The organism is Rossellomorea sp. FS2, assembly GCF_047915635.1.
GTDB classification, from domain to species: domain Bacteria; phylum Bacillota; class Bacilli; order Bacillales; family Bacillaceae_B; genus Rossellomorea; species Rossellomorea marisflavi_A.
In genome coordinates this window covers 699,095-714,683 of the sequence record NZ_JBLRVS010000004.1, presented here as the reverse complement: position 1 = coordinate 714,683, position 15,589 = coordinate 699,095, and the positions used below count along the sequence as shown (strand labels likewise).

Sequence of the window (15,589 nt, the reverse complement as noted above, 5' to 3'; positions counted from 1 at the left end):
AAGGAACCCCTAGGGCATTGGAGCCTCAGGGGTTCTGTTTTTACCCGCTCTTTTTTTCAAGCCTGATCATATCAAAGTCCTGCTGAGAATAGGTTTTGCCTGGTTTGACACGTTTGTCTACTTTCTTCTTCCTTCCTTGGCCTTCTTCATTCGTTTCGAGAAGCATCCTTTTCAGGTTCGAGCTGATCGTGTTGAATAGGAAGATCAGGATCGCAAAGAAGAGGAGTGGTGCCACCAGGAGCCACGGGGTGACGAAGATGGCGTTGGTGTTCATGCTGATCATGGATGCCCATTCATAATTGACGTTGAAGTAGAGCGGTTCGGAGTCTTCTCCTCCCGGTAGATACCGGAGGCCGCCCAGGGTCAGGGTCAGAATGCCGAGCTGGATGAGCAGGGCAAGGGTCTGGGAGATCTGCTCCGAGAACAGAACGATGGAGTGACGCAGGAACTGAGGCCACAGATGGGTCCGGATCAGGTGCCGGTTGGTCCCTCCGAGTGTCCGGGACGCCTCGATGAATTCGTTGTGCATGAACAGCTTCATTTCTTCCCCCATATAGATGCCGAGGGAGGGGATGATGACGATCGCGATGGCGATGACCTGGATGATGATATAGGTGTTGGACTCAAGTGCCGCCGACTGATACGCCTGATCCACGTAGTGCAAAAGGGCGTACACGATGATGACGAGCGGGATGAATTGGAACACTTCGGCAAGTCCTTTCACATGTTTCACCAAGAGCTTTGGAAGGAAGGTATAGATCAGACCCGAGATGAACCCGAATACCATCCTGAGGAATGCGATGGCGATGGTCGCCAGGATGGTGTATTTTGCACCGGCAATGAGGAGCCAGAACAGGTTCAGACCGGTTTTTTCACTTCCGAGCGGTGGCATTTCAAGCGGTGAGTAGGGTGGAGCAGCATAAATCTTTCCTGAAGCGTCCTTCAAGTATTTCACCGTGTCCTCGTCGAACCCTGGATTGAGGACGGGCAGGAGGAAACTGGCCAGTATGAGAATGGCGATAAAGGAAAGGGGAAGGTAGAGACCGAATATCCACTTTTTATTCAACAGTCGTCCCCTCCTTTAACCAGGTTTTCAAACAAAGTGAGCCGATTGCATAAATTGCGTAGAACGGCAGGACAAGCAGGACCATCCCCACCAGGAAGGCAGGGGGAGAAGCGGTGGAAGCAAACAGCAGGGCTTTCATGAAGCCATGGATGTTGAACATGAGTTCGATGATCAATAGATTCGAGAGCATGAGCAGGAACACAGGCTTGGAGTGATAGAAGAAATGGATCCATACGTTCCGGAAGAGATGAACCCATAGCGTATAAGACTTTGAGAATCCTTTGGAATACGAGAATTCGATATACGGCTTGGACTCTTCCTCCCGCAGCTGGAAGATGAAGTTCTTGATGAGGTAAGTTACAGGCAAAACGGCGAGACAGACGATGGGCAAAACATAAATCTTGTCCTCCCCGAGGGTGTAGATATCGAAGAGAAGAAATCCGGTATTCTTGAAGAGCCAGATAATGAAGAGCTGAAGCAGGACGACGATGAACACATCCGGCAAGGCATCAAGTCCATCCAGAAAACGGCTGACGATCCGGCCCGCCTTCCGCGGAAGCAACATGAAGCAGTAGCTGAGTACAATGGCGACGACAATCGCCAAAAGAAAGGCACCAAGCAAAATCAGGAAGGAGTACCCGTAAGACTCGGCAAACACTTCCGTTACAGGATACGTTCTATCGGATTCCCCCAAAGGGATGCGGAGAGTCGAGAAGTCCCCGATCTGCGTGAGCGTCGACTTCATGGACAAAACGAAGTTGTCCAGATTGATCACTAGTTCATGGTCATACTGCAAAATGGCACTCGCACTGCTGACCAACAAGAAACCTATGAAAATAAAAAAGGTGTAGAGAAGCCCTGACGATATCTTTTTCATCATTTCCCCCTTATCTTTTTCTGTAATCAAAACATTCTGAATTTAATTGACAATCTTTTGGTAACATACTACCATTAAATTGTAATTTAGGAAATTGTTTATAGATATTTTTTCATAAATGATTCCAGATTCCTCGAAAAGGTGGGAAATGATGAGAAGTAAACGGCTGGTTTTAACGATTCTCATACTGTGTATGCTTGTTGTTTTGGCAGGATGCAGGGTGGTGGCGTTTGAGGGGCTGAAGGATAAGGGACCTAAGAGCAATGAAGTGCGTAAGCCGAAAGCGGTGATGGTGGACCTTAATCCTACATTGATGCTGTCTAAACGAAGAATGATCATCCGGGGGGAAACCACACTTCCGGAAGGGACCATCGTGACTATACAGCTGAGACCTTTCGATCCTAAGGACAATTATATGAGTATTGTGAATGGAGGTGCGGAACCTACAGATGAAGTAAAGGAAAAAGAAGAAGTAGAAGTGGATAGTCAGGGGCAATTTGGCCCCGTAGTCTTTTTGCGAAGCGTTCCTGAACTCGATGAAAGGTTCCGGTTGGAAGCAATCATTGATCCACGTAACCAAAATAAGAAAGTGCAGGAGCTCCTTGGCTCATCTGGAGAACGCATCAAAGATAGTAGGGGGATGAATACCGTAACAGAGGAGGAACAAGAAATCATAGTGATTCGGAAATATACTGACCTCATGACCTATGAAGAGAGTGGGGGAACGATTGATCCCAGACCCTTTGTTGCCGGGGAAAAAGGAGAGGAAATCTCTCCCACGGGAGGACCAAATCTTAAGAACTAATTTCCTAATCGGAGACATAGTACAAAAAGGTTCTATCTCTAAAAGTAGAGATAGAACCTCTTTGTATGGAGAAAAAGCTCAAGAACGAAAGCGGTTCTTCTTATTCTGGTGGCCTTTCCCACGCCCGACTCAACCGCGCCACTCCCTCCACAATCTCCTCCTCCGTCAGCTTCCCCAGCCCAAGCTGCAGGTGAGGGTACCGGGGCTGTGCCTCCACAAAATACTTCGAACATCCATATACGCCAACATCATGTTTGCGTGCTCTTTCAATCAATTCCTTCTCGGTCTGATCGGTCTTCACTTCAACCATGACAAAGATCCCCGAATGCTCGCCCTTGATGTCAATATCGGTGTAGAACGCCTGTCGAAGCTCCCTCACCAGTACGTTCATCCGATTTCGATATAAAGCTTTCAATTTCCTGAGGTGTGGATACCAGTGGCCATCCTTCATGAAATGGGCCAGCGTCTTCTGGTGGATGGGGGAAGCGGATTGTTCAAATAGCCCTGCGTTTTCCCGGTACAGCGCCAGCAAGCTTGGCGGTAGGACCATATAGCTGATCCTGATCGAAGGAAGAAGGGCTTTTGAGAAGGTTCCCATGAAGATGGTGCGTCCGCTATGGTCCATGCTTTGAAGAGAGGGGACAGGCTGGTGGATGTAGCGGAATTCGCTGTCATAGTCATCCTCGATGATGTAGCCGTCGACCTCATGTGCCCAGCGAAGGAGATCGAGCCTCTGATTCACGGGCATGGTCACGCCTGTCGGGTAGTGGTGAGTCGGCGTGGTATAGAGAAGGGTGGCCGGTGACTGCCTGAGTTCCCCTGTATGGATGCCTGACGATGTGACTGGGATCGGATGAACCTCAAACCCCATGAGGGAGAAGAGGTTTCTGGACAGGTCGTACCCCGGATCCTCCACGGCAATCGCATGTTGGGACCTCAACATCAGGAGAAGCATGAGGAGCAACGACTTCGTGCCTGCGCCTATGATGATCTGGTCCGCAGCTGCCTGCACGCCCCGTGATTGAAAAAGATAGTTCTCCAGTTCGCGTCTGAGCTCCGTGTCCCCCTCCTTGTCGCCATAAGAGTACAGGGAAGGGTCATTCATGATTTTATTGGAATAGCTCCGCCACTTGGCGAGGGGGAAGCTGTCCTGATCCACCGTCCCGGTACGGAAGTCGACGTGGTGCCTGTTGGTTGGAACCACAGGGTCAGCAGTATCCGGAATCCGTTCATAGGCAAATACGCTATCTGACATTTTGGCTTCCACAAAGAAGCCTTTTTTATGTTCACTGCGGACGTATCCCTCTGAAAGAAGCTGCTCATAAGCGAGCTGCGTGGTGTTCCGGCTCACATCAAGCTGACGGGCAAGCTCCCTGATGGAAGGAAGCCTGGTTCCGTGCGGAAGTTTTCCTGAGGCGATCTGCGTGCGGATATACTGATATACCTGATGATACATGGGGATCTGGCTATTTCGTTCAATGGAAAAAATCAATTCGGCCATGAAGAGTCTCCTAATCTGTCATTTACGTTTAGTGTAAACTGTATCTTTTTGAAATGACAGTTGTTTCGGATAATGGGTGTGTAAGAGGAGGATATCTATGATTCGAATGTATTATTGGTTTTGTACGTTGGTGTGGGGGGTGAATTTCATCGCCGTCAAGATCCAGGGGGACCTTGTCGCGCCGGAGCTATCGCTGTTTTATCGGCTGGCGCTCACCTGTCTGATGTTCGGAGCCCTTCTTCTATGGAGACAGCCGGATAAACCGTTGGGAGGTGGGCGCAGGGTGACGGTCTTGCTGTTCGGGGTGTGCAATTTTGCCCTGAGCTATCTTTGTCTTTACTACGGAACGTTGCAAAGCTCCGCGGCCGTAGTGACGATGATCTTCTCCCTGAAGGTCGTATTCACTCCACTGGCTCTTGCCATTGTTGGGAGGGAATCTGTATCGGGTCGGATTGCCGTGGGTGGCGCAATGGGGATCGGGTCGGTGTTCGTCCTGTTGTATCCGACGCTTGTCCACCATCCGGAATCCCTGTCGATGAGTGGCTTGGGGCTCGCTCTTGCAGGGACCATCATTACATCCATCGGCGATGTGTGCTCTGCCATCAATGCCGACAGGGGAGTCGACCCGGTCTACGCCAATGCGTTCGGGTTCCTTGTGGCAGGCGTCGTGATGGGAGGATTTGTATGGGGCAAAGGGGTCCCCGTGTCCCTGCCGCCCTCCATTCACTATTGGTCTGCCCTTCTGTACCTATCCGTATGCGCGTCATTCTTTGCCTGGCTGTTTTATTTGAAACTGGTCAAGGAGATCGGCGGGGCGAGAAGCGGATACATGGTGGCCCTGTTTCCTGCGATTGGAGGGATTGCATCGGTCATAATCGGTGAATCTCCCCTGACCCCGTACCTTGTGATCGGATGCAGTTTGTCATGTGCAGGTGCCTTTATGGCGTTAAAAGAAAAACAGATGAAGGAGGAACAAACATGGATATCAACATAAGGGAACTTCACACTGTGGAAGAATGGACGCACTCATTTGAGGTGATGAAGGCATTGAGGACAGATCTGACGCTAGAGAGCTATCTGAGTCTTAGACAGGTCATGACCCAGGAGGGCTATCAGCTATTCGGTCTCTATGCAGAAGGTGAGCTTGTCTGTCTTGCGGGAATCAAGCTTTGCACCAATTTTTACAATGGTCGTCACGTGTTCATCTATGACCTGGTCACCCGTCCCGATCACCGGTCCCACGGCTACGGGGAGAGACTGCTCACGTACATCCATGACTATGGGCGTGAACAGGGAGCAGCATTGGTGGCGTTGGAATCAGGGGTGAAGAGGAAGGATGCTCACCGCTTTTATGAAGAGAGAATGGGATATACAAGGCGGAGTTATTCATTTAGGAAAGAGATATGATCAAGTTTCAAAGGAATGTGAGGAAATGTGTCGAACTGTATAATTAAGTAAAAAATGGTGATTGGAAGCATATCTTTATTGAAAACGGAAACGGGGTGGAGAGGTGAAAAAGCTCATACTCATCTTTTTCCTATTTAACACATGGATCCTGAGCGGTTGCGGTGATCGTGAAGGAGAATTGTGGGTGTGGGAAACAGTTCAATTCGAGGAAACATCGTACCCTACTTATATGAAGATCAACTTCGAACTCCAACATCCTAAAAAGGAGGCCACCCTGGATTCTGTCCAGGTGAATCATATGGAGACGGCGAGAGCCTATATCATCAACGATGAAGGAAAGAACTGGCCTGAGAGTTATGAAAGAACAAAACTTGCTGACCTCCCGTATACCATCAAGAGCGGAGAGCGCTACTCCATTGTCCTAGTATCGGAAGGGGAAGGGTTCAGTGAGTTGGAACAGGCTGATTTTCATTTTAAGATAGGATCAAAAGAGGTTACCCATGTGTACGAAACCAATCCTTAGGGGTGTGTGCTGATGCAAAAGTTCCTCGAAGCTATTTCAACTTTCATTGCCCTTGCCAACCAAAAAGCTGAACACCACGTAGGTTATTGTGGGGATATGCAGGAAGAGATCCTCCATACGCTTTCTCATGAATTTTCTGACCTGCCGGCAGGAGAATCCTTTGCTGTCATACATGAAGCCGGCACCATCATCGGGGTGCTGGGGGCGGATGTTGATCTGGGGGACGGAACAGCAGAGCTTTGGGGTCCGTTTGTAAAAGAAGGGCAGCCAGTTGAGCTTGCTTTGGAACTGTGGGAGGACCTTACAATGCGGTTAGGTGACAAGGTCCACACCTACTATGGGTTCTATAATGAACAGAACACCCTGGCGAGGAATTTCTTGTGTAGGGTGGGAGCCTGTAAGGGAAGTCAGCACTTGATCATGCATGCCTCAAAGCAAAAAGGTGTGAAGGTTGATTCCCGGGTCGGAGAATTGGGTCCGGAACGGCATATGTCCTTCATCAAGCTGCATGACGAAGCGTTTCCGGAAACGTACATGAGCGGTCTCGATATTCTCAAACGCCTTGATCACGAGCATAAAGTGTTCGCAGTGGAATCGGAAGCCGGAATAAAGGGATACGCCTATGTGAAGGGCAAACCCACTTATAATGAAGGAACGATTGAATTCATCGCAGTCGATCCGGCTGAAAGGCAACAAGGGATCGGGACGGCTCTGACGAAGGCGGCCCTGGCATTTTTGCAAGACGAGCTTGGAATCCAAACGGTCAGCATGACGGTGGATGCTGGGCATGAGCAAGCCATTCGTCTTTATGGGAGAGCAGGGTTTGAGGTAGTTCACCGGATGGAGCACTACGTGGTCCGGGTGACATAAATGGGACCGAGAAGGATCACTCCAGTGAGTGATTCTTTTTATATGCGAAAAAAATTCAGCGAGATGTGTAACGAATCGGTGTGATCTTGGATACATGAAGGAGCAGGCAAAAAGGGGGGACATGGTGGAACGGGAGGACATTTACGGAAACTACGCAGATTTTATTTATCGGTACATCATGACGCTGACACATAATAGCCATGCAGCTGAGGAATTGACCCAGGAAACATTCTATCAAGCGATGAAGTCGCTTGATTCGTTTGATGAAAGCAAGTCGAAGTTGTCGACCTGGTTATGCGCAATTGCCCGCAATGTATGGCTTCAGGAAGTCAACCGGGAGAAGAAGCGGATACGCTTGGCAGACCGGCTGAAAGTGGAGGAGGCCGGCTTCCATCATGTGGAGGAGGAACTCCTGAAGGGAGAGGCGAAGGTCGAATTCTTCAAGCGGGTACGGGGGCTGGATGAGAAGAAGCGTGAAATCCTCTATCTCAGACTTCTGGGAGAGTTATCGTTCAAGGAAATCGGGACCGTCTTCGGTGAATCGGAAAATTGGGCGCGCGTCACCTTTTATCGGGCGAAACAAGAGATGAGAAAGGAAGTGAAACGAGATGAATCATGAGGTATTCAAGGATCTTGTGCCAAACTATTTGGAACACTTGACGAGCGATGAGACCCGGCGACTGATGGAGGTCCATATGGAATCATGCCCTGAGTGCAGGGAGTATATGGAGGACATGAAGGAAGAGGGCATGGAACATCAGGTGGAACAGCGCACCGCCGAACGAAAGCAGATTGATTATCTCAAGACGGTACGTTCGAAGAATAAGAAGAGGATCATCGTTGTGATTGCATCCATGCTGGGTTTGTTCGTGATTTTGGCAGTGGTGAACCATATCCTGTTTGTCTCAATGTGGATTGCGGATCAGGGGAATGTTGACACCACCATCCAGAAGGATCAATCAAGCATCACCATGACCTTTAAGTCAAAAAAAGATGACCGCTACCTCCTTGCGATACAAAATGAACTGAATCAGCCTTATACAGATGAGATCATCATCTATGAAAGCTGGGATCTTATCCCGCCACCGTCTTGGCTTCCATATGGTGAGATTTCTGATCAATTCAGAGATGGGGTTTCTGTCACGTATACATTCGCCGACAAAGATACCCTGATCCTCAACGACGGAAAGAAGATTAAACTGACGGATGACGATAAGGTCACAGTCCGTTATGACGGTCGAACAGAGGAGATCCGATTGAGGGATCTGTTTGATGGAAAGAAAGAATGACGTTTTATAATGTAAAATACTTACTTTTGTGATAGCTTTAAGGAAAAGAATTTGATCGGGGAGTTCCTATATGAAAAAGTTATCAGCTTTATGTTTGTTCCTCCTCTTAATGCTGTCAGCCTGCAGCACCCAAACCCTGGAGCAATCCATGAAGGAAGTTGATTCTACCAATCTTTCAGACGAATCCATCGGTGGACTGAAAGTGGGGACTTTTCTCCGGGAAGAGCCGGGATTCAAGGGGTATGAATCAAACGGTGAATACGACAGGAATTACAATCAGTATACAAACGGAAAGCTTGATGTAAGTGTGGATAAGAAAACGGATGAAATCCTTGCTGTCGGGGTGATCGAAAGCGGTACGGGTTCAACGACAGCTCATATCGTGCTAGGTTCAACACTGGATGAAGTCACTTCGGCCTATGGGGAGGATTATTTTTCATATATAGATTCAAACCAGGGAATGCAAGAGATCGGGTACGTAGATCATGAGAACAATCTCCTGTTATCCTTCGTGCATGTCGATAATAAAGTGACAGGCATGAGCCTGGGGTATGCATTTGATCGACTCATTTGGGAGTGAGAAGGATACGGAGCGGATGTGTCGAATAACATAGGTGAGCAAGTGAGGAGGAAGAATGGTGAAGACATACAAATTGGAACAACGCACACCCACCTTGCAAGAATACATACGTCTGTGTGATTCCGTCGGCTGGACGGATTTTATGAATTACGATGCAGCGGAAACGTCTCTGGAGAACTCATTGTTCTCTGTTGTCATCATGGACCATGAACAGGCAATCGGAATGGGGCGGATCATTGGGGACGGAGCGATCTATTTTTACATACAGGATATCGTCGTGCACCCTGATCATCAGGGGAAGGGCCTTGGGCAGGAGATCATGGGCAGCCTTGTCGACTACTTGAAGGATCATGCCCCTGATAAAGCATTTGTCGGATTGTTTGCATCCGGTGGAAAAGAATCATTTTACGAGAAGTATGATTTCATGAATCATTCGCCTAACATGACTGGGATGTTCAGGGTAATGTAGTAAGGGTTGTAGATTTGATGAAGAATTGCATGATATTTATTTTGTTGATTGGCATTGGCGTTCTCCTATAGGGGATTGACGGGGCCGGGGAGTATCCACTGGGGGCTTCTGTTCATAGCATTCGTAGCCTTAGTGGAATCTGTACTGGTGTATAGAAAAAATCCATAGCACACAAAAAGCAGATGAGTATACCGAACTCTCTGCTTTTTGTGTGTGCTATGAACCTATTCCAAAGAAAGTCTGATACTTATAGTAGTTGGTTCAAAACGAGCAAAAGTATGACCAAGCCAAAAGAGTATCAGGAGGGAATAATGGCGGTTTCTAAATATCATATTGGAAAATATTTAAAAAAACCTCCCATATAAAGGATTATTTGAAATAATTGTCGAATAGTCATGGATGGAATATTGCTTCCAAACATTAGAGGGTAAAGGGTGTTTAATCATTATGAAAAGCTACAGTTGGATGATATCCGCCATCCTTGCTGCCATGGTGGTAGCGGGTTGCGGCAAGGAAGAAAAGGCTCAGACCGAGGATAAACCGGAAGTGAAGGAGGAACAAAAGCAGAAGGAGAAACAGTCGGAGCCGGTTGAGGCTGAGGATGAAGAAACCACATCGGATGAGAGTGCGACGGCTGAACAAGAGGAAAAAAGTGAAGAAGAGGAAGCCACTTCTGATGGAGTAGAAGAAGCGACCCTCGACATCTCCGGTTCCTGGGTGGCAAAGGGGAAGGACGATGGAGTGAAGAGTAAGTGGTTCTTTAACAATGGCGAGCTCGCGGTGAACGAAAAGTACGACTATGTGTATAAGGTTGAGAAGTATAAGGATCGCCATGGCTATACGGTGGTGAAGATTATACGTGATGATAACAATATGACTGCTTTGCTGTTGAAAGGTGAGGGAGATTCCTTGGAAGCCCTGACGTTAGAGGACGATTCGTTCGATCAGTACTTTACAGATGGCACAGTGCCTGATGGCCAGGTGATCGAATTCCAGAGGGACGGCGCTGCCTGGGATAGTATGGACGAAGCCGTGGACCTGTGGGAATTGGTTCATAAGAACAAAGCAAATGAGGTTTCCAAGAATATTTTCTGGGAGAACTATGAGCGTGATCTATGGGAAGTGGTGGAGGAAGGCACCTCAGGTGATACCATGCTTCTGCATTTCAGCAATATCAGCGGAGCCGGGGGGAGCTTCACCAAGTTTGTGAGCCACGGCGATCGTGTTGAAATCACGGAATACAACGGCAATGCGTCCTATCCTCAAAATCCTTCTGTCCGCTATACGGTCGAGCGGGCTGACGGTAAAGTGGTTGAGATGGAAAATCTGACGCAGTAATTCTTAAGGTGCAAAAGGAATCTGCCCGGTGACCATAAGAACGATAATCATGATCCAGAAGAAGATGAAGGATAGGGATAGAAGTAAACCGATGACGGAGAGAGCTTTTTTCTCCGTTTTTTTGAGGAGTCCAAAAATCGAGATCAAAATGCCCATGACCATCAGGCTGAGGGTGATGGAATCCCCAATGGCAGAACCGGTATTGGCTACCCGTGTCGGGGTGACGAACACGAGGAAGAAGGATGTTACGCCGATGATGAGGGAAAGCCAGCTGATGAAGCCATACGTTTTTGGTGAAGGGGCTTGTGTTTCCATTGTGGTCACTTCCTTTACATGAGGGTGTGTTGGAATGATTATAACATATTTTGGTAAAAACACATGAAGATTTATAGAAAAGGGGGAGGAAAGGCATCATGAGCCTCTTACACCTACCCCAAAAGCAGAAAATGGAGGTGCGGCACAGCATAGATCTCTTTGACATGAGCATCAGGCAATGAGATCTTTAAAGGCATATGACTCCGTGACGGTGAGCACACTTTATATCATCGACTTTGGAATAATGAAAATAATTACCCAGAACTACCTGAGTATATACATCTATAGAGAAACGTTTCCACATATGATATGCTTGTGGGTGAGGTGATAGAATTGGCAACGATTAAAGATGTAGCGAAATTGGCCGGTGTCGGCATCGGGACAGCTTCGCGTGTGATCAATAAATCCGGATATGCCAGTGAAGAGACAGTAAAAAAGGTTGAAGATGCTATTCAGAAGCTTGGTTATGTTCCAAATGAAACGGCCAGGGCGTTTGTTGCCCAGGACAGTAAGCTTGTAGCATTATTCCTTCCGTCCATCCACCATGCATTTTTTTCAGAACTTGCTTTCTATATCGAAGATGAGCTGGATAAGAGAGGATATCGACTGGTCCTCTGTAATTCAACGGGTAAAATCGATAAAGAAATCAGGTACATCAATATGTTGAAGCAAAATAAGGTTTCGGGGATCATTGGGATTTCGTATAACCGCATCGAAGAAGAAATTACGAGTTCCATGCCGCTGGTGTTTGTCGATCGGCATATTGGTGACATTCCTTATGTTTCAAGTGATAACTATGGTGGTGGGAAAATGGCGTTTCGGATCTTGCGTGATTCCGGATGCACCAAGCCAGCTTTCATCGGGACTTACTCTAAAACCATTGTGACAGAAGTGGAAAAAAGAAGGAGTGGATTTCAGGATGGAGCGGCTGAAAGTGGCATAGATCCTGTTATATTCATCGAACAGGATCCGATTAAGAATCAAACAGCCTTTCTCCATCAATTCCTGAAGAAGCATCCGGACGTCGACGGGGTGCTGGTAGAAAATGATATGATGGCTATGGAATTGGTTCAAATTGCACGTGAGAAGGGGATCAACATTCCAGAAGAACTTTCAGTCATCGGATACGATGGACTTCAGACTTATGCTACGTTCACGCCGCGTTTATCAACCATCAGACAGCCTGTAGAGCTGATGGGGAGGAGCCTTGTAGACCTTGTCATCAAACGGATGAAAGGAATTCAAGTGACGCCGGCCGTCCATCCTGTAGAATACTTAAACGGAGAGACAACAAAATCGTAAAAAAAATGATTGACTGAAAAGAAAGCGTTTACTATACTAAACGTATAGATGGAAACATTTCCATATGACAGAACGGGGCCTTGCCCTTTTCTTATTAATCTTTGTGGAAACATTTCCATACTGTGAGGAGGGATAGGGATGAAGAAATCGATCGGTCTTATTGTTTTTACAGTATTGCTTTTAGTATGTACGGCATGTTCTTCTTCTACGGGTGGTCAAAAAGCAAAAGATGGAAAGAAAGAATTGAAAGTGTGGGTTCATGTCCCGGCTGAAGAGCAAGAGGGGAAAAACTACGACGAGAGAGCTAAAGAATTTGAAGAAAAGCACAAAGATGTAAAGGTAACAGTGGAACACATCGTAAAGACAGGTGAAGGCAGCGGGTATAATGATCGTCTCAACGCAGCCATCACCACTGGAGATCTCCCGGATGTCATCACACTTGAAAGTGTATATGCTGCATCATATGCGGATTCGGAATTGTTGCTTCCTTTAAATGAGCATTTGGATCAAGGGACAATTGATTTCTATCTCGACACCATCGTGGAAGCAGGAAGCGTAGGGGATAATCTATATGCTCTTCAATCGTTCGACCTTTCATCACCGGTTTTCTATAATGTCGATTTATTCAAGAAGGCTGGCATCGACATTCCGGCAGATGAAAATGGTAATTGGACATTGGACCAGGCGTGGAGCTTTGAGGAGTTTTTGAGTAATGCGGAAAAGCTTAAGAAGTATATGAAGGAAGAGCCTGTTCATATGTTCCCGGACAACAGCGGCTGGCAGATGTATGCCCATTCCCCGCTCATTTTCTCTAATGGAGGAAAGCTTGTAGGGGATGATGGCCTTGAAACAAAAGGATATCTTGACAGTGAAGAAACCATTGGCGCCTTCAAGTTCATGGAAACGATGTTCAGGAAAGGCTATGTATCCCCAACTGCGAGAGAAAATGCATTTGCCCTTGAGAAAGCGGCCATCAGTTTTGAAGGACCGTGGATGATCGATGTGTTCAAAAAGGATTATCCTGATCTGAATTGGTCACTGATGCCTTACCCGTATGGCAAGAAGGGTGAGCAGTCTGCTCCTCATGGAAGCTGGTACGTTGCCGCAACGAATAACACGGAATATCCGGATTTAGCTGCTGAGTTGGTCGCACATATGACCAATGAAGAGAGTGCCAAAGCGATGGAAGAGGCTTCAGGCCTTATCCCAGGTCATAAAGAACTGTTGGAATCTTCTAAGCTTTACAATGAGTATCCGAGGAAATTGATGCTTGATCAACTGGTCGAAACGAATCATGTCAAACCGAAATCTCCAATTTTCCCGGTTCTCGAGGATGTCCTGGGGGATATCGTTGAAGGGATCGCCCTGGAGAACGGATCAGTTGAAGATCTGGTGGACGATGCAATCGAAAAAGCAGATCGAGAGAGTGCAAGATTCAAGTAATTGAAAAATAATAAAATAGAAAGTGTACGGAGTATCGTGCACTTTCTGTTCTATTAAGGAGCAGCGATATGGTCAAGAGAAGTGATACTAAACAATTACTCCCATTCATCTTCAGCGGGAAGTTCCTATTTTTATTGCCAGCCCTCGCTTTAATCAGCATATTTGTTATTTATCCATTATGTCTTGCGGTATGGTACTCCTTCACCGACTATTATCTTTTAAAGCCAAATGATGTTTCCTTTGTAGGGCTCGATAATTACTTGGAAATCAAAGATGATAAGTATGCCAAGCAAGCATTCTTCAACTCTACAAAATATGTCATTTACATCGTACCTCTTCAGGTTGCCCTTTCCCTTTTTCTGGCGATTTTGATTGCCAAGAAATCAAGAGTGAATACGTTCTTCAGGACGGCCTTCTTCTCACCTTATATCTTATCCATCATTGTCGTATCCCTTCTTTGGAAAAACATCCTCGATCCCAAGACGGGGATTGTCAACATGCTACTGGCTGAGCTTGGGTTTGCTAAACAGGAATTCTTTTCAGATCCTGCCCTTGCCCTTCCGACGATTTCGTTCATTATACTCTGGCAGGGGATCAGTTTTCAGATGCTCATCATCATGGCCGCATTGCAGGATATCCCGTCCGCTCTTTATGAAGCGGCTGACCTTGAAGGGGCAAATGGATGGCAAAAGTTCAGATATATCACCGTTCCGAGTATAAAGGGTCAGCTGGTGTTTGTGTTGATCGTTGTGACCACGGGAACATTTAAAATCATCATCGAACCGCTCGTTTTAACCAATGGAGGCCCTCAGGGCAGTACGTCCAGCATTCTTTTGTATATGTTCGAGCAGGGAACGCGATACAGGCAGATCGGATACTCAAGCGCCATCACCGTCGTATTTGCACTGATCCTGATTCTGATCGCATTTATTCAACGTAAGCTGGTCAAGGAGGAGTAGGTATGAAGGCATTTATGAAAGGGTTGAAGATCCTCCTACTGGTGGGTTTTACACTGCTATTTGTATTCCCCACCGTTTGGATGTTCGTCAATAGTACAAAATCTGTTGCTGATATCACGAATGAACTGGGCACGATCCAAAGCTTTCTTCCCCATTTGGGGCAAGTGGATACTTGGTTGGATCCTTATAAAGAATTGTTCAGCAGATTTAATTTCTCGGTTCATTTTTTAAACAGCGTCTTTTACAGTTTTGTCATCGTTGCAGGGAGCCTGTTCGTCAATTCATTGGCTGGATATGCCCTTGCCTGCTTCAATGTACCGTTTAAGAAATATGTCACCGGACTGTTGATCATTTTGATCATTTTTCCTTTTCAATCCGTCCTTATCCAGATCTTCATCATTATCAATGAAATGAAATTGATCAATACCGTATGGGGATTAGCCCTACCGCATATCGGAAGCGCCTTTAATATCTTTTTGTTTATGGTGTTCTTCAAAAAAATCCCGAATGAGCTGAGGGAATCGGCCTTTATGGACGGAGCGTCAGAGTGGCAGATTTTCACGAGAATCGTCGTGCCGATTTCCAAGCCGATTTTCATGACGATTGGAATTCTCGTATTCGTGGGTTCTTGGAATGACTACGTATGGCCGCTCATGATTTTCACGGAAACGGAGAAGTATCCTCTGTCGGTCGCGGTCAATATCATGAATGAGACGAAGCCGGTCTTCCTGAACCAAGTCATGGCGGGCTTAACGGTTACGACCATCCCGATTCTTCTCGTGTATATATTCGGGCAGAAATACATCATGCCGCAGAACACATCTTCAGGGATTAAATAATTCATC

18 protein-coding genes are annotated in these 15,589 nt (G+C 46.9%); 14 read left to right on the top strand and 4 right to left on the bottom strand.

What is annotated here, in order from left to right; genetic code table 11:
• Positions 1-40 precede the first annotated feature (40 nt).
• Both ACNA6I_RS14690 and ACNA6I_RS14685 read right to left on the bottom strand, forming a co-directional pair.
• Complete coding sequence (locus tag ACNA6I_RS14690) at positions 41-1,066, bottom strand: hypothetical protein (RefSeq protein ID WP_416313679.1); 1,026 nt, start codon at positions 1,064-1,066, stop codon at positions 41-43.
• Positions 1,059-1,946, bottom strand: coding sequence for an ABC transporter permease subunit (locus ACNA6I_RS14685; protein WP_416313678.1), 888 nt, complete (start codon positions 1,944-1,946; stop codon positions 1,059-1,061). The genes ACNA6I_RS14690 and ACNA6I_RS14685 overlap by 8 nt, the downstream gene beginning before the upstream one ends.
• A gap of 190 nt (positions 1,947-2,136) precedes the next feature.
• Here ACNA6I_RS14685 and ACNA6I_RS14680 point away from each other — a divergent pair, with 190 nt between their 5' ends.
• The gene (locus tag ACNA6I_RS14680; protein ID WP_416313677.1) at positions 2,137-2,748 is read left to right on the top strand and encodes a hypothetical protein; all 612 of its coding nucleotides are present in this window, start codon (positions 2,137-2,139) and stop codon (positions 2,746-2,748) included.
• A 100-nt stretch (positions 2,749-2,848) separates the two neighbouring features.
• On the opposite strand, the gene ACNA6I_RS14675 is transcribed toward ACNA6I_RS14680, so the two are convergent.
• Entirely contained in the window at positions 2,849-4,249 is a 1,401-nt protein-coding gene (locus tag ACNA6I_RS14675) for a PLP-dependent aminotransferase family protein (protein ID WP_416313676.1), read from the bottom strand.
• Positions 4,250-4,346: 97 nt separating this feature from the next.
• Between ACNA6I_RS14675 and ACNA6I_RS14670 the strand changes: the two genes are divergently transcribed.
• From ACNA6I_RS14670 to ACNA6I_RS14630, 9 genes are all read left to right on the top strand, one after another.
• On the top strand, positions 4,347-5,243 hold the full coding sequence (locus tag ACNA6I_RS14670; protein ID WP_416313675.1) for a DMT family transporter: 897 nt from the start codon (positions 4,347-4,349) through the stop codon (positions 5,241-5,243).
• Positions 5,228-5,656, top strand: coding sequence for a GNAT family N-acetyltransferase (locus ACNA6I_RS14665; protein ID WP_048012317.1), 429 nt, complete (start codon positions 5,228-5,230; stop codon positions 5,654-5,656). The genes ACNA6I_RS14670 and ACNA6I_RS14665 overlap by 16 nt, the downstream gene beginning before the upstream one ends.
• Before the next feature lie 103 nt (positions 5,657-5,759).
• The gene (locus tag ACNA6I_RS14660; RefSeq protein WP_048012318.1) at positions 5,760-6,179 is read left to right on the top strand and encodes a hypothetical protein; all 420 of its coding nucleotides are present in this window, start codon (positions 5,760-5,762) and stop codon (positions 6,177-6,179) included.
• A gap of 12 nt (positions 6,180-6,191) precedes the next feature.
• Positions 6,192-7,049 carry a GNAT family N-acetyltransferase gene (locus tag ACNA6I_RS14655; RefSeq protein WP_416313674.1) on the top strand — a complete coding sequence of 286 codons (858 nt, stop codon included), beginning with the start codon at positions 6,192-6,194 and terminating at the stop codon, positions 7,047-7,049.
• A 121-nt stretch (positions 7,050-7,170) separates the two neighbouring features.
• On the top strand, positions 7,171-7,668 hold the full coding sequence (locus ACNA6I_RS14650) for an RNA polymerase sigma factor (RefSeq protein ID WP_416313673.1): 498 nt from the start codon (positions 7,171-7,173) through the stop codon (positions 7,666-7,668).
• Positions 7,658-8,338 (top strand): zf-HC2 domain-containing protein, encoded by a 681-nt coding sequence (locus tag ACNA6I_RS14645; protein ID WP_416313672.1) that lies wholly within the window; start codon positions 7,658-7,660, stop codon positions 8,336-8,338. The genes ACNA6I_RS14650 and ACNA6I_RS14645 overlap by 11 nt, the downstream gene beginning before the upstream one ends.
• 70 nt (positions 8,339-8,408) lie before the next feature.
• Complete coding sequence (locus tag ACNA6I_RS14640) at positions 8,409-8,918, top strand: hypothetical protein (protein WP_416313671.1); 510 nt, start codon at positions 8,409-8,411, stop codon at positions 8,916-8,918.
• A 58-nt stretch (positions 8,919-8,976) separates the two neighbouring features.
• A complete protein-coding gene (locus tag ACNA6I_RS14635; protein WP_416313776.1) occupies positions 8,977-9,387 on the top strand; it encodes a GNAT family N-acetyltransferase in 411 nt (136 codons plus the stop codon).
• Positions 9,388-9,834: 447 nt separating this feature from the next.
• Positions 9,835-10,725, top strand: coding sequence for a hypothetical protein (locus tag ACNA6I_RS14630; protein ID WP_416313670.1), 891 nt, complete (start codon positions 9,835-9,837; stop codon positions 10,723-10,725).
• A gap of 3 nt (positions 10,726-10,728) precedes the next feature.
• Here the strand turns inward: ACNA6I_RS14630 and ACNA6I_RS14625 are convergent, their stop codons facing one another.
• Positions 10,729-11,040: a hypothetical protein gene (locus ACNA6I_RS14625; RefSeq protein WP_416313669.1), complete on the bottom strand. Its 312-nt coding sequence runs from the start codon at positions 11,038-11,040 to the stop codon at positions 10,729-10,731.
• Positions 11,041-11,373: 333 nt separating this feature from the next.
• On the opposite strand from ACNA6I_RS14625, the gene ACNA6I_RS14620 reads away from it, so the two are divergent.
• The 4 genes from ACNA6I_RS14620 (at position 11,374) to ACNA6I_RS14605 (ending at position 15,583) form a co-directional block, all read left to right on the top strand.
• Positions 11,374-12,342 carry a LacI family DNA-binding transcriptional regulator gene (locus ACNA6I_RS14620; protein WP_142126627.1) on the top strand — a complete coding sequence of 323 codons (969 nt, stop codon included), beginning with the start codon at positions 11,374-11,376 and terminating at the stop codon, positions 12,340-12,342.
• Between the two features lie 138 nt (positions 12,343-12,480).
• Entirely contained in the window at positions 12,481-13,785 is a 1,305-nt protein-coding gene (locus ACNA6I_RS14615; RefSeq protein WP_416313668.1) for an ABC transporter substrate-binding protein, read from the top strand.
• 68 nt (positions 13,786-13,853) lie between these two features.
• Complete coding sequence (locus ACNA6I_RS14610) at positions 13,854-14,744, top strand: carbohydrate ABC transporter permease (RefSeq protein ID WP_416313667.1); 891 nt, start codon at positions 13,854-13,856, stop codon at positions 14,742-14,744.
• Between the two features lie 2 nt (positions 14,745-14,746).
• On the top strand, positions 14,747-15,583 hold the full coding sequence (locus tag ACNA6I_RS14605) for a carbohydrate ABC transporter permease (RefSeq protein WP_159129233.1): 837 nt from the start codon (positions 14,747-14,749) through the stop codon (positions 15,581-15,583).
• The last annotated feature ends 6 nt before the right edge of the window (positions 15,584-15,589 follow it).